17 protein-coding genes are annotated in these 21,369 nt (G+C 40.2%); all 17 read left to right on the top strand.

Features of this window, described 5'->3' with window-relative positions; genetic code table 11:
- Positions 1 to 13: 13 nt before the first annotated feature.
- The 17 genes from araA to treC all read left to right on the top strand — a co-directional run bounded on the left by araA (position 14) and on the right by treC (position 21,348).
- Positions 14 to 1,504, top strand: coding sequence for an L-arabinose isomerase (araA, locus tag NQZ71_RS16830; RefSeq protein ID WP_144452114.1), 1,491 nt, complete (start codon positions 14 to 16; stop codon positions 1,502 to 1,504).
- A gap of 171 nt (positions 1,505 to 1,675) precedes the next feature.
- Positions 1,676 to 3,166 carry an alpha-N-arabinofuranosidase gene (locus NQZ71_RS16825; protein ID WP_144452115.1) on the top strand — a complete coding sequence of 497 codons (1,491 nt, stop codon included), beginning with the start codon at positions 1,676 to 1,678 and terminating at the stop codon, positions 3,164 to 3,166.
- A gap of 9 nt (positions 3,167 to 3,175) precedes the next feature.
- Entirely contained in the window at positions 3,176 to 3,445 is a 270-nt protein-coding gene (locus tag NQZ71_RS16820; RefSeq protein WP_144452116.1) for a DUF6171 family protein, read from the top strand.
- 41 nt (positions 3,446 to 3,486) lie between these two features.
- On the top strand, positions 3,487 to 4,995 hold the full coding sequence (gene arfA, locus NQZ71_RS16815; protein ID WP_260053613.1) for an arabinosylfuranosidase ArfA: 1,509 nt from the start codon (positions 3,487 to 3,489) through the stop codon (positions 4,993 to 4,995).
- Positions 4,996 to 5,017: 22 nt separating this feature from the next.
- Positions 5,018 to 6,067 (top strand): aldose epimerase family protein, encoded by a 1,050-nt coding sequence (locus tag NQZ71_RS16810; RefSeq protein ID WP_144452118.1) that lies wholly within the window; start codon positions 5,018 to 5,020, stop codon positions 6,065 to 6,067.
- A gap of 44 nt (positions 6,068 to 6,111) precedes the next feature.
- Positions 6,112 to 7,350, top strand: coding sequence for a sn-glycerol-1-phosphate dehydrogenase (locus tag NQZ71_RS16805; protein ID WP_260053614.1), 1,239 nt, complete (start codon positions 6,112 to 6,114; stop codon positions 7,348 to 7,350).
- A gap of 648 nt (positions 7,351 to 7,998) precedes the next feature.
- Positions 7,999 to 9,468, top strand: a complete 1,470-nt coding sequence (gene iolA / locus NQZ71_RS16800) for a methylmalonate-semialdehyde dehydrogenase (protein WP_275004523.1) — start codon at positions 7,999 to 8,001, stop codon at positions 9,466 to 9,468.
- A gap of 82 nt (positions 9,469 to 9,550) precedes the next feature.
- Positions 9,551 to 10,369 (top strand): 5-deoxy-glucuronate isomerase, encoded by an 819-nt coding sequence (gene iolB, locus NQZ71_RS16795; RefSeq protein ID WP_144452121.1) that lies wholly within the window; start codon positions 9,551 to 9,553, stop codon positions 10,367 to 10,369.
- Positions 10,370 to 10,390: 21 nt separating this feature from the next.
- On the top strand, positions 10,391 to 11,386 hold the full coding sequence (iolC, locus tag NQZ71_RS16790; protein ID WP_260053615.1) for a 5-dehydro-2-deoxygluconokinase: 996 nt from the start codon (positions 10,391 to 10,393) through the stop codon (positions 11,384 to 11,386).
- An 11-nt stretch (positions 11,387 to 11,397) separates the two neighbouring features.
- Complete coding sequence (gene iolD / locus NQZ71_RS16785; protein WP_260053616.1) at positions 11,398 to 13,308, top strand: 3D-(3,5/4)-trihydroxycyclohexane-1,2-dione acylhydrolase (decyclizing); 1,911 nt, start codon at positions 11,398 to 11,400, stop codon at positions 13,306 to 13,308.
- A gap of 15 nt (positions 13,309 to 13,323) precedes the next feature.
- Positions 13,324 to 14,238: a myo-inosose-2 dehydratase gene (gene iolE, locus NQZ71_RS16780; RefSeq protein WP_275004526.1), complete on the top strand. Its 915-nt coding sequence runs from the start codon at positions 13,324 to 13,326 to the stop codon at positions 14,236 to 14,238.
- Positions 14,235 to 15,653 (top strand): sugar porter family MFS transporter, encoded by a 1,419-nt coding sequence (locus NQZ71_RS16775; protein WP_144452125.1) that lies wholly within the window; start codon positions 14,235 to 14,237, stop codon positions 15,651 to 15,653. Before iolE ends, NQZ71_RS16775 begins: the two co-directional genes overlap by 4 nt.
- 71 nt (positions 15,654 to 15,724) lie before the next feature.
- On the top strand, positions 15,725 to 16,762 hold the full coding sequence (locus NQZ71_RS16770) for a bifunctional inositol 2-dehydrogenase/D-chiro-inositol 1-dehydrogenase (protein ID WP_144452126.1): 1,038 nt from the start codon (positions 15,725 to 15,727) through the stop codon (positions 16,760 to 16,762).
- 78 nt (positions 16,763 to 16,840) lie between these two features.
- Positions 16,841 to 17,716, top strand: coding sequence for a sugar phosphate isomerase/epimerase family protein (locus NQZ71_RS16765; protein ID WP_144452127.1), 876 nt, complete (start codon positions 16,841 to 16,843; stop codon positions 17,714 to 17,716).
- 14 nt (positions 17,717 to 17,730) lie between these two features.
- Positions 17,731 to 18,576 (top strand): sugar phosphate isomerase/epimerase family protein, encoded by an 846-nt coding sequence (locus NQZ71_RS16760; protein ID WP_144452128.1) that lies wholly within the window; start codon positions 17,731 to 17,733, stop codon positions 18,574 to 18,576.
- 36 nt (positions 18,577 to 18,612) lie between these two features.
- On the top strand, positions 18,613 to 19,482 hold the full coding sequence (fba, locus tag NQZ71_RS16755) for a class II fructose-1,6-bisphosphate aldolase (RefSeq protein ID WP_144452129.1): 870 nt from the start codon (positions 18,613 to 18,615) through the stop codon (positions 19,480 to 19,482).
- Between the two features lie 192 nt (positions 19,483 to 19,674).
- Entirely contained in the window at positions 19,675 to 21,348 is a 1,674-nt protein-coding gene (gene treC, locus NQZ71_RS16750) for an alpha,alpha-phosphotrehalase (protein ID WP_317011027.1), read from the top strand.
- Positions 21,349 to 21,369: the final 21 nt, after the last annotated feature.

Raw genomic sequence — 21,369 nt, 5'->3', positions numbered from 1 at the left:
AGGAGGAATTAATATGTTAAAGACAAGAGAGTACGAATTTTGGTTTGTTACTGGAAGCCAGCTTTTATACGGAGAAGATGTATTGAAGCAGGTGGAGGAGCATTCAAAAACAATGGTAAACGCGTTGGACGCATCTTCTTCTTTAAGCTATAAACTAAGGTTTAAAGCAGTTGTTAAGGATGCAGATTCTATAAGAAGACTTGCGTTAGAGGCAAATGCAAATGAGTCATGTGCAGGTATTATAACGTGGATGCACACATTCTCTCCATCAAAAATGTGGATTGCAGGCTTATCAGCATTACAAAAACCTTTATTGCATTTCGCGACTCAATACAATCGAGATATTCCGTGGGAGTCAATTGACATGGACTTCATGAACCTTAACCAATCTGCACATGGTGACAGAGAGCATGGCTTCATTGGAAGCAGATTGAAATTGAACAGAAAGGTCATCGTTGGCCATTGGGAGAATGACGAAATTCGCGGACGGATTGGAAGCTGGATGAGAACAGCAGCGGCATTCTCAGAAAGTAAAGTATTAAAGGTTGCTAGATTTGGAGACAATATGCGCCAAGTAGCTGTTACAGAGGGCGACAAGATTGAAGCCCAAATTAAATTAGGCTGGACAGTGAACGGGTATGGAGTCGGAGATCTTGTAGCTAAGATAAATGAAGTAAGTGATGAGGACCTTTCTGCGTTGTTGACTGAGTATGAAGAGAAGTACGATATTGTCCCAGCAGGTTTAGAGGAAGGGCCAATCAGAGAGTCTATCCGTGAACAAGCAAAAATCGAATTAGGAATGAAGGCATTCCTTGAAGAAGGCAATTATACTGCATTTACAACAACATTTGAAGACCTTCATGGTATAAAGCAGCTTCCAGGGTTAGCTGTGCAAAGACTGATGGAGCAAGGCTATGGCTTTGCAGGTGAAGGAGACTGGAAAACAGCAGCGCTCGTTCGTCTAATGAAAATTGTTGCAGGCAATGAAGGAACTTCCTTTATGGAGGATTATACTTACCATTTTGACCCAGAAAATGAAATGGTTCTTGGCTCTCATATGCTTGAAGTTTGCCCAACAATTTCGGCAACAAAACCGAAAATTGAGGTTCATCCTCTAGGTATCGGCGGCAAAGAGGATCCTGCACGAATCGTGTTTGATGGAAGAGGCGGTTTGGCGTTAAATGCTTCCATTATTGACCTTGGCCATCGTTTCCGTCTTCTCGTTAATGAAGTGGATGCACTACAGCCAGAAGAGGAAATGCCAAATCTGCCAGTTGCAAGAGTGTTGTGGAAAACACAGCCTTCCTTAAGCCAAGCTGTTGAAAATTGGATTCAAGCAGGCGGAGCCCACCATACATGCTTCTCTTACGTTGTTTCAACAGAGCAGCTTCGAGACTTTGCAGAATTGGTAGATATCGAGCTTGTTGTCATTAACAATGACACAAACTCTATTACATTCCAAAATGAGTTGAAATGGAATGATATGTTCTATCGCTTAAAATAATAAGCAATTAAAAAGTTAGTAGATTCTTCTATGAATCAGTTAAACAGCATGATAAGTCAGAACTTCCATTACAATTCTAGATTTTTAGAACAATGGAGGCTCTGACTTCAGCCATTTTATCGCATGCGATTGTGCAATACATAGCTTTTTAATAAAAGGAGGAAAAAGAAGATGGCAAATAAGGTAATCATCAACACTGATGTAAAAAAGGGCAAAATCAACAAAAATATATATGGACATTTTGCTGAGCACTTAGGCAGATGTATTTATGAAGGGATATGGGTTGGAGAGGAGTCGCCGATTCCAAATACAAAAGGAATTAGAAATGATGTATTAGAGGCACTGAAAAAAATAAATATCCCTGTCTTGAGATGGCCAGGCGGCTGCTTTGCTGATGAATATCATTGGAAGGATGGGATTGGCCCAAGAGAAGACAGAAAACGGATGGTAAATACACATTGGGGCGGCGTTGTCGAAAATAATCATTTCGGTACACATGAGTTTATGCTGCTATGTGAGCTGTTAGGTACGGAACCGTATATATGCGGAAATGTGGGGAGCGGCACTGTCCAAGAAATGTCCGAATGGGTAGAATACATGACGTTTGAAGGAGAGTCGCCAATGGCTAATTGGCGTCGTGAAAATGGCAAAGACGAGCCATGGAAGCTTACTTATTTTGGTGTTGGCAATGAAAACTGGGGCTGCGGCGGCAATATGCGACCGGAATATTATGCAGACCTTTATCGCCGTTATCAGACATATGTGAGGAACTATGGAGACAACAAGATTTATAAGATTGCTGGCGGTGCTAATGTTGATGATTATAATTGGACGGAAGTACTCATGGAAAATGCAGGCCATCTTATGGATGGATTAAGCCTTCATTATTACACGATTCCAGGCGACTTCTGGACGGGTAAAGGCTCTGCACTGAACTTCCCTGAGGATGAATGGTTCATCACGATGAAGAAAGCGATCCATATGGATGAATTGATTTCAAAGCATGGCAACATCATGGATAAATATGACCCGGATAAAAGAGTCGGCATGATCATTGATGAGTGGGGTACATGGTTTGATGTTGAGCCAGGTACAAACCCAGGCTTCCTGTATCAGCAAAATACGATTCGTGATGCAATTGTCGCAGCATTGCATTTTAATATTTTCCATCAGCATTGTGATCGTGTCCAAATGACAAATATCGCTCAAACGGTGAATGTTCTGCAGGCAATGATTTTAACTGAAGGTGAAGAAATGATTCTAACGCCGACATATCATGTTTTTGATATGTACAAAGTGCATCAGGATGCAGAGCTGTTGAGTGTGGATACGCAAATCGGAACGTATGAATATAATGGTGAAACTCTGCCACAAGTTAGTGTAACAGCATCGAAGGATGGCAATGGCAACATTCATGTGAGCTTCTGTAATATTGACCATGTTAATGGAAACACTCTTGAGCTGGATTTACGTGGATTAAGCAATGCTGCTAAAGTGTCTGGCACAATTATAAAAGCAGATGTGATGAATGCCCACAACAGTTTTGAAGCACCAGAAACAGTTAAGCCTGTTGCGTTTGAAGATGTGGAAGTTAACGGAAGTGTGCTTTCTGTAAGCATTCCGCCAATGTCTGTTGTCACATTAGCAATTACAGAAGATTAAGGTGAGACTATGAGTGAAAATATATGCAAGGGCTGTGTTGAAAGTGTGATAGTTTCAGAGGAAGTCATTGAGGAACTGCTTGTGGAAGCTGCAGAAACGCCTGAAAAGCTGGTGTGTGACTCCATTTATCAGGAAAGGCTTGGCATTTGCTCCTCTTGTGCTTCCTTGCAATATGGAACAACATGTGCCTATAGCGGTTGTATTATCCGCTATAGAGCCAAGTTTAAAGGGAAGGCTTGTCCAAATATAGGAAATCCAAAATGGCATAAAGTTGTATAAACTTCACAATAAAATCTTCTAAATGAAAGGAAGTAGAGCATATGACAGCGAATAAAGCAAAGATGATTCTGGAAAAGGACTTCAAGGTTGGAGAAATCGATAATCGAATTTATGGGTCATTTATAGAGCATCTCGGAAGGGCTGTATATGGAGGTGTTTTTGAACCGAATCATCCGGAGGCGGATGAGAACGGTTTCAGGAAGGATGTTATCAATCTAGTTAGAGAACTTCAAGTACCCCTTGTCCGCTATCCAGGCGGAAACTTTGTGTCTGGCTATAACTGGGAAGATGGAGTCGGTCCTGTTGAAAGCCGCCCGCGCAGATTGGATTTGGCTTGGAGAACGACAGAGACAAATGAAGTAGGTACAAATGAATTCATGAAATGGGCAAAGCTGGTAGGAGCAGATGTAAACATGGCAGTCAACCTTGGCACAAGGGGAATTGATGCAGCGAGAAATCTCGTTGAGTACTGCAACCATCCAGGCGGCTCCTATTACAGTGATCTTCGTGCTTCGCATGGTGTGAAGGAACCATACAATATTAAAACATGGTGCTTAGGAAATGAAATGGATGGTCCTTGGCAAATCGGACATAAGACCGCAGCAGAATATGGGCGAATTGCCCAAGAAGCTGCTAAAGTGATGAAATGGGTTGACCCATCCATTGAACTGGTAGCCTGTGGAAGCTCACATCGCAATATGCCGACATTTGCAGATTGGGAAGCAACAGTGCTTGACCATACATATGAACATGTAGATTATATTTCCTTGCACCAATATTACGGAAATCAGTCTAACGATGTAGCCAATTATCTGGCTTTATCACTCGAGATGGATGACTTCATCTCCTCTGTCATATCGATTGCAGATTATGTTAAAGCAAAAAAACGAAGCAAAAAGAAAATAAATCTATCCTTTGATGAGTGGAATGTCTGGTATCACAGCAATGAAAATGACAAGTTAATTGAGCCTTGGAGTATTGCTCCGCATCAGCTTGAGGATATTTATAATTTTGAGGATGCGTTACTTGTTGGCTGCATGCTAATTACGATGCTAAAGCATGCTGACAGACTGAAGATTGCCTGTTTAGCACAGCTTGTCAACGTTATTGCCCCAATAATGACAGAGGATAATGGGCCAGCTTGGAAGCAAAGCATATTCTATCCATACATGCATACGTCTGTTTACGGGAGAGGCGTTTCGCTAAATCCAATCGTCTCTAGTCCGAAGTACGACAGCAAGGACTTTACAGATGTTCCTTATTTAGAATCAACAGCAGTTTATAACGAGGAAAAAGAACAGTTAACTATTTTCGCGGTAAATCGTCACTTGGAAGAAGGGCTGCTGCTCGAATGTGATATTCGTAATTTTGAAGACTATCAAGTTGTCGAGCACATCGTTTTAGAAAATGATGATATTAAGGCAGAAAACAGTGCAGAAAAGCAGAAAGTGGAACCGCATACAAACGGGAATGCCGAGTGGAAAGACGGCATTATAACAGCTGTCCTTCCAAAGCTCTCTTGGAATGTAATTCGATTAGAAAAAAGATAAATGAAATGGAAGGATGAATTTGATGAAATCAACAAAAGAACTTTATGGGAAAATCGGCAGCAAGGAAGTAAATCAATATAAACTCATAAATGATAATGGCATGGAGGTTTCATGCATTAATTACGGGTGTATTATCACAAGTATTTTGACACCAGATAAAGAAGGGAATATCGAGAATGTTGTACTTGGGTATGATTCACTCTCAGGATATGAAAATGATTCCTACTTTTTAGGAGCGGTTGTTGGTAGAATCGCAGGCAGAATAAAAGGAGCATCCTTTGAATTGGATGGACAGAGCTATACACTGGCTAAAAATGATGGTCCCAACCACCTGCACGGCGGAATAAAAGGCTATAACACGGTAGTCTGGGAGGCAGAGGCTGTAGAGGAGGCTGGCGCAATTGGCGTACAGTTTACGCATACAAGTCCTGATGGCGATGAGGGATATCCTGGAGAGCTGAAGCTTACTGTTACTTATTTACTGTCTAATAATAATGAATTGGTTATCCGTTATTCTGGCATTTCTGATAAAAAGACAATTATCAACATGACAAACCATTCGTATTTCAATTTAAGCGGCAATTATAAAAGCGATATTCTGAACCATAAGCTGACAATAGATGCTGATCGTGTGTTGGAATTGGATGAAGAGTTGCTTCCGACAGGTATTGTTGCAGATGTCCTTCATACAGCCTTTGACTTTAGAGAAGGAAGACTAATTAAAACAGGGCCAGAATCGAGAGAAGCACAAATTTCACTTGCTGGTGATGGCTATGATCATCCATTTCTATTAAATAAAGAAAAAGGTGACGAAATATTATTGGTAGACGAAGAGTCTGGCAGAACACTTACAATTAATACCGATGAAGCAGGAGTAGTTCTGTATACAGGCAACCAAATCGATGAGTCAGACAGATTTGTTGATGTGCCAGCAAAACGTTACCATGGACTTTGTCTTGAAACACAAGGACTTCCAGACGCCATCAACCAGCCTGATTTTCCAAGCTGGATAATAGATGCTAACAAGGAATACAAAACAACAACCACCTATCGGTTTGGAACATTAGCTTAAAGCTAGCAGCAAAAGACATGGTGAAATAAAAGGAGGAGCTGTCAATGGAAACGTTTATTGCCGAAATTCATGATTTAAGTAAAACATGCAGCTGCCAAAATGAACATAATGAAATACCGATTGAAAGTATTGTAGCTAAGAGTGGAGCGTTGAACGAGGTAGCTCACTACCTTACCAAGAAGTCATTTAAATATCCTAAAATCGTAGCTGATGATAAGACAATGAAAGCTGCTGGAGAGGAATTAGCAGAATTGCTGGAGGCAGAAGGTATAAAAGTATCTTCCTGCAATATTACTCCAGATGAAAACGGAGATGTTGTAGCAGATGAAAAGGCCCTTGTCCAAGTACTGCTGGAGACGGGGAAATCCAGTGATGTTATGATTGCAGTCGGGTCTGGAACCATCCATGATATTACACGCTTTTGCAGCGCTACTTTAAATATCCCATTCATTTCCATACCAACTGCACCTTCTGTTGATGGATTTACATCATTAGGAGCACCGCTTATTGTCAGAGGGGTAAAGAAAACATTTCAAATGACGTCCCCAATCGCTGTTTTTGCTGATATTGATGTGTTGAAAAACGCACCAAAAGAAATGATTGCAGCAGGTGTCGGTGATGTCATTGCAAAATACACTTCACTTGCTGATTGGAAATTTGAGCGCTATGCAGCAAACGCTCCTTTTTGTGAGCTATCTGCAGAATTAACACAGCTTACATTGGATGAATGTGTAAATAATATTGATAAAATCGCTTCAGCAGACGAGGAAGGCATTACTATATTAATCGAAAGCTTGATTAAGTCGGGAATTGCCATGCTCGTGTTTGGACAATCACATCCTGCTTCAGGCGGAGAGCATCATCTATCCCATTACTGGGAAATGGACCTTTTGAAAAACAATCGTCCCCAAGTTCTTCACGGAGCAAAAGTCGGGGTAACTACTATATTATTAAGCTCCATATATAAGACAAAGTTCCTTGCCGAGCTGGAAAATATACTAGACAATCCCGCAATTCAAGAAAATCATGAGCAACTCTTGGTAAATATAAGAGAAAATAAGGATAAAATAAAACAAATCATTCAAGCAATACCTGATCCCGCAGATACAAGAAAGCTAATGGAAAGCTTAGGAGGACCAGTAACCCCAGAAGAGCTGGGCATTTCTGACTCATTAGTACAAGAAAGCCTTAAGCACGCCCACAACCTGCGCGACCGTTACACAGTTTTGAAGTTCCTTAACGAAGTTTTACAAACAGAGTATGACACTGTCGCAAAAGTATAGGGAAAATACAACCTGCTGTTCTCAACAGCAGGTTGTATTTTTTAATAAGGAGAGTGCTAGTTACGCCCTGTTTCTCAAGATATTAAAAAAAGAGACGGGAAACAAACCTCTATAATGTAACGAATTTGTCTACATCTTCAAACCTGCTGCTTTAAATCAGCAGGTTTTTTGCTTTGCTGATAAATAAATGGTTAACTTTTGAATACATCCTCGAAAAGGAACCAAAGATATGTATTAAGAATCATTTTCAATAAAAATAAAAAAAATAGAGGAAATCCCCTTTATTTGTAAAATATTTAGATTATTAGACAATTCTCTCAGAATATAAAGCTGTTTAACACGGATTAAAATCGAAATTACTCGATAAAAAGCAGGAAGACCATCCTTTTTATCTCTTTATCTCCAAAAATATGAAAAAATAAAGAGGAAAACGGTTGACTGAAAGCGTTATCCGTATTATGATGTAATCATAAATTATCAAAACATAACCAAAACATAACAACAAGAATGATGATAGTATGAATAAGTTTTCCCGAAATAATGAAAAGAGAACGGCATTTGCAGCCGTACTAAAGTAAATAGGGAAGCGATACAATCAACTTATTAGCTGTTAAACAGCCGAAATAATATCTGGAGGAGGAAATGAAGATGTCTACAGTTACAGCTGAAAAACTGAAAAACTATATTAATGGTGAGTGGGTTGAAAGCAATACGACTGTTTATGAAGAGGTATACAATCCTGCTACAAAAGAAGTCATCGGTCGTGTTCCTATTTCCACAAAGGAAGATATTGAGCAAGCAACAAACGCTGCCAAAGCTGCGTTTGAAAAATGGAAGAATGTCGCTGTACCAAGAAGAGCAAGAATCTTATTCAATTATCAGCAATTACTAACGAAAAATAAAGAAGAGCTAGCAAGACTGATTACAATCGAGAACGGAAAAAACCTGACGGAAGCGCTTGGAGAAGTACAGAGAGGCATTGAAAATGTTGAGTTTGCTGCAGGTGCACCAACATTAATGATGGGTGATTCCCTTGCTTCGATCGCGACAGACGTAGAAGCAACAAACTACCGTTATCCAATCGGTGTAGTCGGCGGAATTGCGCCTTTCAACTTCCCAATGATGGTACCATGCTGGATGTTCCCAATGGCAATTGCTTTAGGCAACACTTTCATTCTTAAGCCATCTGAAAGAACACCGTTATTAACTAGAAGATTAGTAGAGTTATTCACAGAGGCCGGTCTTCCAAAAGGGGTATTCAATGTAGTTTATGGAGCACATGATGTTGTTAATGGCATCTTGGAGCATACGGAAATCAAAGCAATTTCCTTTGTTGGCTCAAAGCCTGTCGGTGAATATGTCTATAAAAAAGGTTCAGAAAATTTAAAGCGTGTTCAAGCTCTAACAGGTGCGAAAAACCACACAATCGTCTTAAATGATGCTAACTTGGAAGAAACGGTTACAAATGTCGTGTCAGCTGCATTCGGTTCTGCTGGTGAACGCTGCATGGCATGTGCTGTTGTTACAGTTGAAGAGGGCATAGCAGATGAGTTCATGGCTGCATTAGAGGCAAAAACCAGAAGTATAAAAATAGGGAATGGCCTTGAGGATGGAGTGTTTTTAGGACCTGTCATCAGAGAAGAAAATAGACAAAAAACATTAGGCTATATTGAAAGAGGCATCGACGAGGGAGCAAATCTTGTTGCAGATGGTCGTAAAAACGCCCCTAAAGAAGGATATTTCGTTGGTCCAACAATTTTCGATAATGTCACAACAGATATGACAATCTGGAAAGAGGAAATATTCGCTCCTGTATTGTCGATCATGCGTGTGAAAAACTTAAAAGAAGCAGTCGAAATTGCAAACCAGTCTGAATTTGCAAATGGTGCATGTCTATTCACATCAAATGCATCCTCTATCCGTTATTTCAGAGAAAACATCGATGCAGGTATGCTAGGAATTAACCTTGGAGTACCAGCACCAATGGCATTCTTCCCATTCTCTGGCTGGAAGTCTTCCTTCTATGGAACACTTCATGCTAACGGCAAGGACAGTGTCGACTTCTATACTCGTAAAAAAGTGGTCACAGCACGTTATATATCGCCATCTTTTGATTGATAAATAGATTAATTGTTTTTCGTGAATTTTTTGCCGCGATCAGAGTTAAATCTCTGATCGCAAGGCTTAAGGAGGAAACCGCATGAGTGAGCTGCTGCGCAAATTTCAGCATACAGAAGCAATAGATGGTGTGAAAGTTATCCATGATGTTACGAAAGAAAACTCCCCGTTAAACTATGTTGGTTTTAAATTAATTGAATTATCCCAAAAAGCTCAATACAAAGAGGTGCTTGGTTCTGAAGAATGCTGCATTGTTGCTGTGACAGGAAAAATTACTGTCAGCGACGGCACCGCTGTATTTGAAAATATCGGTACACGAGACAGTGTGTTTGAACGGATTCCAACAGACAGTGTCTATGTTTCCAATGGAGCTGAGTTCACAATCTCAGCAAACAGCACGAATGCCAAGGTTGCCCTTTGCTATTCGCCATCTGAAGAAGCAAAGCCTACAAAATTAATTAAAGCAGAAGAAAATAGTGTAGAGCAAAGAGGGAAATTCAATAACCAACGCCTTGTCCATAATATCCTTCCGGATTCGCATCCTGCTGCCAACAGCCTGCTCGTTGTTGAAGTCATCACAGAAACTGCGAATTGGTCAAGCTACCCTCCACATAAACATGACCAGGACAATTTGCCAGAGGAATCCTTTTTGGAAGAAACGTACTATCATGAAATCAATCCAAAACAAGGCTTCTTGTTTCAACGTGTATATACTGATGATCGCTCATTAGATGAAACGATGGCAGTAGAAAATGGGGATGTGGTAATTGTTCCTAAAGGATATCACCCTGTTGGAGTGCCTGACGGCTATACATCCTACTATTTAAATGTCATGGCAGGACCAACAAGAATATGGAAATTCCACAATGATAAAGATCATGAATGGATTTTAAACCGCTGATAAATAAGGAGGATTCTTCCCATGAAATATGAATTCAATTCAGATAAAGAGTTTGATTTAATTGCAATTGGCAGAGCCTGCATCGATTTAAATGCAGTTGAATATAACCGTCCAATGGAAGAGACGATGACATTTTCCAAATATGTCGGCGGATCACCAGCAAATATAGCAATTGGCAGCAGTAAGTTAGGATTAAAAGCCGGCTTCATCGGTAAAATTGCTGATGATCAGCATGGCCGATTCATCAAGAGCTATATGCAAGGTGTCGGCATTGATGTTTCTAATATTGTGACAGATAAAGATGGTCATAAGACAGGCCTTGCTTTTACAGAAATAAAAAGCCCTGATGAATGCAGCATCCTAATGTACAGAGATGATGTAGCAGATTTATATCTTGAGCCTTCTGAAGTTAACGAAGAATATATTAAAAAAGCAAAGCTGCTGCTTGTATCAGGAACAGCTCTTGCTGCAAGTCCGTCAAGGGAAGCGGTAATTAAAGCGGTTCAGCTTGCCAAGAAAAATGGCATTAAGGTTGCATTTGAACTCGATTACCGTCCTTATACGTGGAAATCTCCTGAAGAGACCGCTGTTTATTATTCTCTTATTGCATCACAGGCAGAGATTATTATTGGGACACGTGACGAGTATGATGCGATGGAAAATAGGAGAGATGGGCGCAATCAAGAAACAGTGCAGAACCTCTTTGGCCAAAGTGCAGAATTAATTGTCATTAAGCATGGTGTTGACGGTTCATACGCATATGTGAAGTCAGGTGATGTATTCAGAGCGCAAGCCTATAAAACGAATGTATTAAAAACCTTTGGAGCAGGAGATTCCTATGCATCAGCTTTCCTATATGCATTAATTTCTGGCAAGAAGATCGGCGAAGCATTAAAATACGGCAGCGCGTCCGCTTCCATTGTTGTCAGCAAGCACAGCTCTTCTGAAGCAATGCCACAAGTAGAAGAAATTGAGGAACTAATTGCTAAGAATGAAAAGATAGAAGCACCAAGATAGGAGGCTAGAGAATGGAAACGATTACTTTGACAACAGCACAAGCGCTGGTCAAGTTTTTGAATCAGCAGTATATCCATGTTGATGGAAAGGAATTTCCTTTCGTAGAAGGTATCTTTAATGTATTTGGACACGGAAATGTATTAGGAATTGGCCAAGCTCTTGAACAAGACCCAGGGCATTTAAAAGTTATCCAAGGGAAAAACGAACAAGGCATGGCACATGCAGCAATTGCCTACAGTAAACAAATGCTCAGACAGAAGATATTTGCTGTTTCCACATCTTCTGGACCAGGATCTGCCAATGTTATTACAGCAGCAGCTACAGCACATGCAAATAACATTCCTGTATTGTTTATTCCTGCAGACACTTTTGCATCAAGACAGCCAGATCCTGTTTTGCAGCAAATGGAGCAAGAATACAGCATTGCTGTCACAACAAATGACGCATTTTTGCCTGTTTCCCGCTACTGGGACCGTATCACTCGTCCAGAACAGCTAATGTCTAGTTTACTTCGCGCTTTTGAAGTAATGACAGATCCTGGGAAGGCTGGCCCGGCAACGATTTGTATTGCTCAAGACGTAGAAGGAGAAGCATTCGATTACGATGTTAAGTTTTTTGAGAAAAGAGTTCATTATATAGATCGGAAGGCTCCTCATGAGCGTGAGCTGGAAGGTGCTGTTAAGGCGATAAAATCCTCCAAAAAGCCGCTTATTTTAGTCGGGGGAGGCGCTAAATATTCAGAGGCGAGGGAAAGCTTGATTGCATTTTCGGAAAAATTCAATGTCCCTCTTGTTGAAACACAGGCAGGTAAGTCAACTGTGGAAAGTGATTTCAAAAATAATTTGGGTGGAATGGGCATTACTGGGACACTTGCAGCAAATAAAGCAGCAAAAGAAGCGGATCTAATTATCGGTATCGGTACAAGATATACAGATTTTGCGACATCCTCGAAAACTGCTTTTGATTTTGCTTCAGCTAAATTTTTAAATATTAATGTAAGCAGAATGCAAACATATAAGTTCGATGCATTTCAAGTTGTAGCTGACGCGAAAACAACGCTTGACCGCTTAATCCCATTGCTTGATGGCTATGAAAGTGAATTTGGAAGCAGAATCACCGAGTTAAAAGAAGAGTGGCTGACAGAAAGAGAGCGCTTAGGACGTGTCGAATTCAGCCGCGAGGGCTTCAACCCGGAAATCAAAAATCACTTTACACAAGAAATACTGAATGAATATGCGGATGCATTAAACACAGAGTTAGCACAAACAACGGCATTGCTAACGATTAATGACACGGTGGAAAAAGACAGCACGGTTATTTGTTCAGCAGGTTCTCTGCCAGGCGACTTGCAGCGCTTATGGCACTCAAGTACACCGAATACGTATCATCTTGAATACGGATATTCATGCATGGGTTATGAAATTTCAGGAGCACTTGGTGTTAAATTAGCAGATCCTTCAAAAGAAGTTTATTCCTTTGTCGGAGATGGCAGCTTCCTTATGCTGCATTCTGAGCTTATTACATCCTTGCAATATAAGCAAAAAATCAATGTTCTTCTGTTTGATAATTCAGGCTGGGGCTGTATAAACAACCTGCAAATGGATCATGGCAGTGGCAGCTTCGATTGTGAGTTCCGCACTGCAGATAACCAGATTATGAATATTGACTATGCTAAAGTAGCAGAAGGTTACGGAGCAAAAGTTTATCGAGCAAACACAGTTGAGGATTTGAAAGCAGCGTTAGAAGATGCGAAGAAACAGGATATTTCTACATTGATTGAAATGAAAGTGTTGCCAAAGACAATGACAGATGGCTATAACAGCTGGTGGAATGTTGGTGTAGCGGAAGCTTCTAATAGCGAAAGTGTTCAAAAAGCTAACGACTCAAGGAAAGCGAAACTTCAAGAAGCAAAACAATATTAAAAGGGGAGAATGGGGATGGGGACTCAAATATTATGGGGTATTGCACCGATAGGCTGGCGCAATGATGATATTCCCGAAATTGGTGCCGGTAATACATTGCAACACTTGTTAAGTGATATTGTAGTTGCAGGTTTTCAAGGAACAGAAGTAGGCGGATTTTTTCCAGAACCAACCATTTTGAATAAAGAGCTTAGCTTGCGAAAATTGAAGATAGCAGGAAAGTGGTTCTCAAGCTTCATCATCAGAGATGGAATTGAATCGGCAAAAGCAGCTTTTCATGAGCATTGCAAATACTTGCAGGAGGTCCATGCAGCTGTTGCGGTTGTCTCTGAACAGACACACAGTGTGCAAGGAACCTCGGAGAACGTATTTACAACAAAGCCTCACTTTACAGAGCAAGAATGGAGCCTGTTATGTGCGGGGTTAAATGAGCTCGGAAAAATTGCCGAAGCATACCAATTAAAGCTCGTTTATCATCATCATATGGGAACTGGTGTACAGACATTGGCAGAAATAGACCGTTTAATGGATAATACTGATGCAAATCATGTTCACCTTTTGTATGATACTGGCCACATTTATGTTTCAGACGGAGATTATATGACATTACTCGTCAAGCACAGAAACCGTATCAAGCATGTCCATTTTAAAGACGTCAGAGAAAGTGAGCGTACTGCATGCAGTAATGAAGGCTTATCTTTTCTACAATCCTTCCTGCGTGGAATGTTTACAGTACCTGGGGATGGCTGTATTGATTTCACGGAAGTTTATGCTTATTTGCTGAAAACTGATTACAGCGGCTGGATTGTCATTGAAGCTGAGCAGGATCCATCTATCGCTAACCCTTTGGAATATGCACTTATTGCCAGAAATTATATTGACCAGAACTTGCTTGTCCAAACATACAAGGAAGAGGGGAATGTTGTATGACTACAAGTGGGGAGCCTCATAAAAAACATTTGAAGAAAATTACGTTAATCTCTACATTCGGAGGGCTGCTGTTCGGTTATGACACAGGCGTTATAAATGGGGCCCTCCCCTTTATGTCAGAAGAAGATCAGCTTAACTTAACTCCATTTACAGAAGGTCTTGTCACAAGTTCACTCTTGTTTGGAGCTGCTTTTGGGGCGATGTTTGGGGGAAGATTGTCTGACCATCATGGCCGCCGGAAGAATATTCTTTATCTGGCAATCTTGTTTATCATTGCGACATTAGGCTGTACCTTTGCACCAAGTGTTGAATTAATGGTTACCTTCCGCTTCATTTTAGGTCTTGCTGTCGGCGGTGCATCCGTAACCGTTCCAGCTTTCCTTGCAGAAATGTCGCCAGCTGAAAACAGAGGCAGAATGGTAACGCAGAATGAATTGATGATTGTATCAGGACAGCTGCTCGCGTTCACTTTCAATGCCATCTTAGGAAACACACTCGGCGATACGGCTCATGTTTGGAGATACATGCTTGTAATAGCATCACTTCCTGCAGTGTTTTTATGGTTTGGAATGCTCATTGTCCCGGAAAGTCCGCGCTGGCTTGCCTCTAAAGGCCGACTTGGCGATGCACTACGTGTGCTGCAAAAGGTAAGGGCAGAAGCAAGAGCACAAGCAGAGCTGAAAGAAATTGAGAAATCATTATCAGATCAATCGCAAATGAAAAAAGCAACTTTTAAAGACCTGAATGTTCCGTGGGTCCGAAGAATCGTGTTTATCGGATTGGGAATTGCGGTTGTACAGCAAATAACAGGTGTTAACTCCATTATGTATTATGGAACAGAAATATTAAAGGATGCCGGTTTTGAGACAAGAGCAGCTTTAATAGGTAATATTGCAAACGGTGTCATATCTGTTGTTGCTACATTTGTTGGTATTTGGTTACTCGGTCGGGTCGGCCGCCGTCCAATGTTGATTACAGGCCAAATCGGCACAACCATTGCATTGCTGCTAATCGGAATCTTTTCTCTTACTATGGAAGGATCACCAGCACTTCCATATATCGTCCTATCCTTGACTGTAACATTTTTAGCCTTCCAGCAAGGTGCTATCTCACCAGTGACATGGTTAATGCTGTCAGAGATATTCCCGCAAAGACTCAGAGGGCTTGGTATGGGTGTAACTGTGTTCTGTCTTTGGATTACGAACTTCCTTGTCGGCTTGCTGTTCCCAGTATTAATGGCAGGAATTGGCTTATCAACGACATTCTTTGTTTTTGTTGGTCTTGGCATTCTAGCGATTTTATTTGTTAAAAAGTATTTGCCAGAAACAAAGGGCCGCACATTAGAGCAATTAGAAGAAGACTTCCGCAATTATGGGAAGAACAGCACAGACGATGCAATACCGGAAGCAAAGTAAGGTATATGAAGGTTTTTGTAAGCGGATTCTATTATGAGTATAACTAAATAAACAGAAAGAGGATGAAAGCTATGACATTAAATATTGGAGTAATCGGAACAGGTGCGATTGGACGGGAACATATAAAAAGGATCACAAATACACTGTCAGGCGGGAAAATAGTCGCAGTTACTGATGTAAATCAAGAATCGGCAAAACAAGCAGTTGAACAATATGGATTGGATGCTGCAGTTTATCCTGATGATGTCTCTTTAGTTGCTGCAAATGATGTGGATGCTGTATTTGTAACAAGCTGGGGACCTGCACATGAAGCAAGTGTGCTTGCGGCAATTGCTGCTGGTAAGTACGTATTCTGTGAAAAGCCGTTGGCAACAACTGCAGAAGGCTGCATGAGAATAGTCGAAGCAGAAATGAAGCATGGCAAACGCTTAGTTCAGGTTGGCTTTATGCGCCGATATGATAGCGGATATGTTCAGTTGAAAGAAGCAATTGACAATAAGTTTATTGGTGAACCACTGTTGATCCATTGTGCTCACCGCAATCCAGAGGTTAATGAAATGTATACGACAGATATGGCGATCTCAGACACGTTAGTACATGAGATTGATGTACTTCATTGGTTGGTAGATGATGACTATAAATCTGTTCAAGTACTATTCCCAAGAAAATCAAAATATGCACATGAAAACTTAAGAGACCCGCAAATCGTCATCTTGGAAACAAATTCCGGCATTATCATCAATGTAGAAATCTCTGTTAATTGCCAGTATGGATACGATATTCAATGTGAGGTTGTAGGAGAAGACGGAATTGTAAAGCTTCCTGAATTCCAAAGCATCACATACCGCAAAAATGCTACATTAGGTTCCAATATATTAGTAGACTGGAAGCAACGCTTTCTTGATGCATATGATGCAGAGCTACAGGACTTTATGGATTCTATTAAAACAACTGGTGAGCCGAATGGACCAACAGCATGGGATGGCTATATTGCACAAGTAACGGCTGATGCTTGTGTGAAGTCCCAACAATCCGGCGGTAAGGAAGAAGTTGTGTTAGCAGATAAACCTGATTTCTATAAAAAAGGGTTAGAGACTGCAAGTCTATAATTTATAGCTAGGGGTAAGAAGGGGGCTTCCCCCTTCTAGGTGCATACTATTAAATTACAAAGGGAAGAGGTTAAATACATGAGATTAGCATATGATCCATCACACTTTCGCGATAACACTGGGTTAAAGGAAACAATCGACAATGTAGCAAGACTTGGCTACGAATATGTGGAGCTATCCCCGCGCAAGGACTTCATTTGGTTCTACGAATATCCAAAAGTTGATAAGCAGCTGATTAAGGATTTAAAGAGATATTGCTCAGATGCAGGCGTGAAAATTTCCTCTGTTCTGCCTGTCCAGCAATGGGCTTCCCCAAACGAATTAGAACGCCAAGCTGCAGTAAGAAACTGGAAGCGATGCATTGAAATTACGTCAGATTTGGGCGTTGATTTAATGAATAGTGAATTTGCCGGCGATAAAACGCGTCCAACAGAAAGTGAAGCATCCTTTATCCGCTCCATGGATGAGCTAATGCCTATTTTCGAAAAGGAAGGAATTGCGCTTAATCTGCAATCACATCCACATGACTTTATTGAGCTGAATATTGAGGCAGTCCGCATGATTCGTGCATTGGATAAGGATTGGATTAAATTAGTTTATTCTGTGGCACATGCCTTCTTCTATGATGATGGCATCGGCGATATCGGAAAACAACTGGATGAAGCAAAGGACTTGTTGGCACATGTATTGATTGCTGACACACTTAATCATAAAGCAGCCTTTGGATTACGCTATATTGTAAATCCACCAAATGCCAATGTGACTGTTCACCAGCATTTAAATCCAGGTGAAGGGGAAATTGATTTTGATACATTATACCGTAAGCTGAGAGAATTCAACTTCAACGGCATTGTTACAAACTCTGTTTTTGCATACCCAGATAAACCAGACTGGTCCAATGAAGTGACATTAAATTCGATTAAACAAGGTTTAGGGTTATCAGCAGTTAAATAAGGAGGATAGTCATTATGAAAATAGGGTTAAATCAAGGGACAACATTAGAGAACTCTAGTTTGGAAAAGGACTTAGAGCTTTGTGAGAAATACGGCTATGACTATATTGAAATTAGATCAATCGATCAATTAAAAGACTACTTAAAAACACATTCACTGGAAGATTTAGCTGCATACTTCCAAACGCATCATATCAAGCCACTGTCTTTAAATGCGCTAGTATTCTTCAATAACCGTACAGAAGAGGAATATGCAGCATTGCGTGAAGAATTTAAGGAAATGCTTGAAATTGCTAAAGTAATTGACTGCAAGAATATTGTTGTAGTGCCCTTTGTTTCCGAACAGAAGATTCTGCGTAAAGACATTATCGAAAGCAGTGTCGAGACGTTGAGAGATTTGTCTGACTTGGCAGAGCCGTATGGAGTGAAGCTCGCAATTGAATTTATCGGCCATCCACATGCGACTATTAATACATTGGAATTTGCCAATCAAGTAGTTAAGGAAGTAGACAGACATAATGTTGGTATCGTATTTGACACTTTCCAATACTATGCAATGAATTCAACGCTAGAAAGCTTGGAAAACACAGATCCTGCAAAAATATTTATCTTCCATATTAATGATGTTGAAGATTATCAGCCTGGTATTTTAATGGATGTTGATCGTGTGTATCCTGGACACGGTGCAATTGACTTGGATAGCATTCTTGCCATTTTAAAAGACAAGGGTGTAGACCATGTATCTGTTGAATTATTCCGACCAGAATATTATCAGCTTGATGCAGAAGAAGTAATCAAAACGGCAAAGGAAACAACAATGCAAGTGATTTCAAAGCATTTTGAAGTAGAGAAGGCTCTGTAAAAATTATTATGTAAAAAGGAGAATGGAGGTGTAGCAATGGCGATTGTTTCGATGCATGATATGTTGAGAAAAGCGAAGGAAGAAAAGTATGCTGTCGGTCAATACAATATGAACAGCTTTCAGTGGGTTCAAGCAATATTGCAGGCAGCACAAGATGAGCAAGCACCTGTCATTGTTGCCGCTTCCGATAGATTAGTAGATTATTTGGGAGGCTTTAAAATAATTGCAGCAGGTGTGTCTGCATTAGTGGAAGAACTGGAAATTACAGTACCTGTAGCCCTCCATTTAGATCACGGCAATAGTGTGGCAAGATGCAAGCAGGCGATAGATGCGGGATTTAGCTCTGTTATGATTGACGGCTCCCATTCACCTATAGCAGAAAATATTAGAATGACAAAAGAAGTCGTCGAATATGCGAGAAACTTCGGTGTTTCCGTTGAAGCAGAGGTAGGAACAGTCGGCGGCAATGAGGATGGATTAATCGGAGGGATTTCTTATGCGGATCCAGATGAGTGCTTGCAGTTAGTCAATGAAACAGGGATTGACGCGCTCGCAGCAGCATTAGGATCTGTTCACGGACCGTATAAAGGAGAGCCAGTCCTTGGTTTTAAGGAGATGGAGCATATTTCCAGAATTACGAATGTACCGTTAGTTCTGCACGGTGGATCCGGTATCCCGCTGCACCAAATCCAAAAATCAATTGAACTAGGTCATGCTAAAATCAACGTAAACACAGAATGTCTGCAAGCTTGGGCTCAGGCTGTGCGTCAAAGTCTTATACAGGATGATAAGGTATATGATGCCAGAACAATTCTTGCACCAGGTCAAGCAGCGATTATAGCAACAGTGAAAAACAAAATCCAAGACTTCGGAACAAGCCGAAAAGCGGTGAAGCTTGAAGCATAACGACAAGTAAATATTGGATGAAAAAAAAAGCTTATTGTGAAACCTAATCACAATAAGCTTTTTTGCTTTGTCAATGGAAAACGAAAATGAAAACGCATTATTTTTTAATTGACAACATGTATATACATGTTATCATTAAAGTATAACCTGTATATACAGGATTCATAACGTAAATAATGGCGGTGTTTATAGATGAATAAAACATGGTGGGAAAAGGCAGTAGTATATCAAATTTATCCAAAAAGCTTTAATGATACTACTGGTAGCGGTGTTGGTGATATTCAAGGGATTGTCGAAAAACTGGATTATTTAAATAAGCTTGGTGTAGATGTTATTTGGCTTACACCAATTTATGCTTCTCCACAAAAGGATAATGGCTATGATATTAGTGATTATTTCTCCATTCATCCTGAATACGGTACAATGGACGACTTTGATCACTTATTAGGTGAAGCCCATAAAAAAGGGATTAAAGTCATTATGGATATTGTCGTCAACCATACATCTACAGAACATGAATGGTTCAAACAAGCAGCATCATCCAAAGATAATCCATACAGAAACTATTATATTTGGAAAGATGGCAAGGAAGATGGAAGAGAACCGAATAATTGGCAATCAAAATTCGGTGGCAATGCATGGCAATATGATGATAAAACAGGCCAGTACTATCTTCATTTATTTGATGTCACACAGGCTGATTTAAACTGGGAGAATGAAGAGCTGCGCCAAAAAGTTTACAATATGATGAATTTTTGGTTCGAAAAAGGGATTGATGGCTTCAGACTTGATGTCATTAACTTAATTTCAAAAAATCAACAGTTCCCTGATGACTTTGTTGGTGATGGAAGAAAATATTATACAGACGGACCAAAAGTCCATGAATATATTCATGAAATGAATAAGGAAGTATTCTCCAAATATGATTCCCTGACAGTTGGAGAAATGTCTTCAACAACATTGGAGCATTGCATTCAGTATACAAATCCAGAAAGAGAAGAGCTTAGCATGACTTTTAACTTTCACCATTTAAAGGTTGATTATCCAAACGGTGAAAAGTGGGCGTTAGGTGAGATGGATTTCTTTTCCTTAAAGGAAATATTATCAAATTGGCAAACTGGCATGAATACTGGCGGAGGTTGGAATGCTCTGTTTTGGTGTAACCATGACCAGCCGCGGGTTGTTTCAAGATATGGAAATGATAAGGAATACCATAAGGAATCAGCAAAAATGCTAGCAACAGTTATTCACATGATGCAAGGTACTCCATATATTTATCAGGGTGAAGAATTTGGCATGACAGATCCTAAATTTGATTCTATTGAAGAATACCGTGATGTTGAATCAATTAATATGTTTCAAATTTTAAAACAAACGGGAAAAACAGAAGAGGAAATATTAGAAATCTTAAGGCGAAAATCTCGTGATAACTCAAGAACTCCTGTACAATGGAACAAAGAGGCAAATGCAGGCTTCACATCAGGCACACCATGGATCAATACAGCGAGAAACTATCAAGAAATAAATGCAGAAGCTGCCTTAAAGGATTCAGATTCGATTTTCTATCATTATCAAAAGTTAATATCCTTGAGAAAAGAGTATGATATTATCACAAACGGCAATTATGAGCTATTGCTTCCAGAGGATCCTCAAATCTTTGCATATGTACGTTCAGTTGGTGCAGAAAAGCTGATTGTAATCAACAACTTTTATGAAACACCATGTAAATTTGAGCTACCAGCACATTTAGATGTTGATGGTTATTCCACAAGCATACTGATATCAAACTACTCTGACTCAAAAACGGATTTGCAGAAAATAGAATTGCGTCCATACGAATCAATTGTATTTCACTTGCAAAAATAAGCTACGTAAAACATGGAGGTG

The organism is Niallia taxi, assembly GCF_032818155.1.
Lineage (GTDB): Bacteria > Bacillota > Bacilli > Bacillales > Cytobacillaceae > Niallia > Niallia taxi_A.
This window is presented reverse-complemented; position numbering and strand designations above follow the sequence as displayed.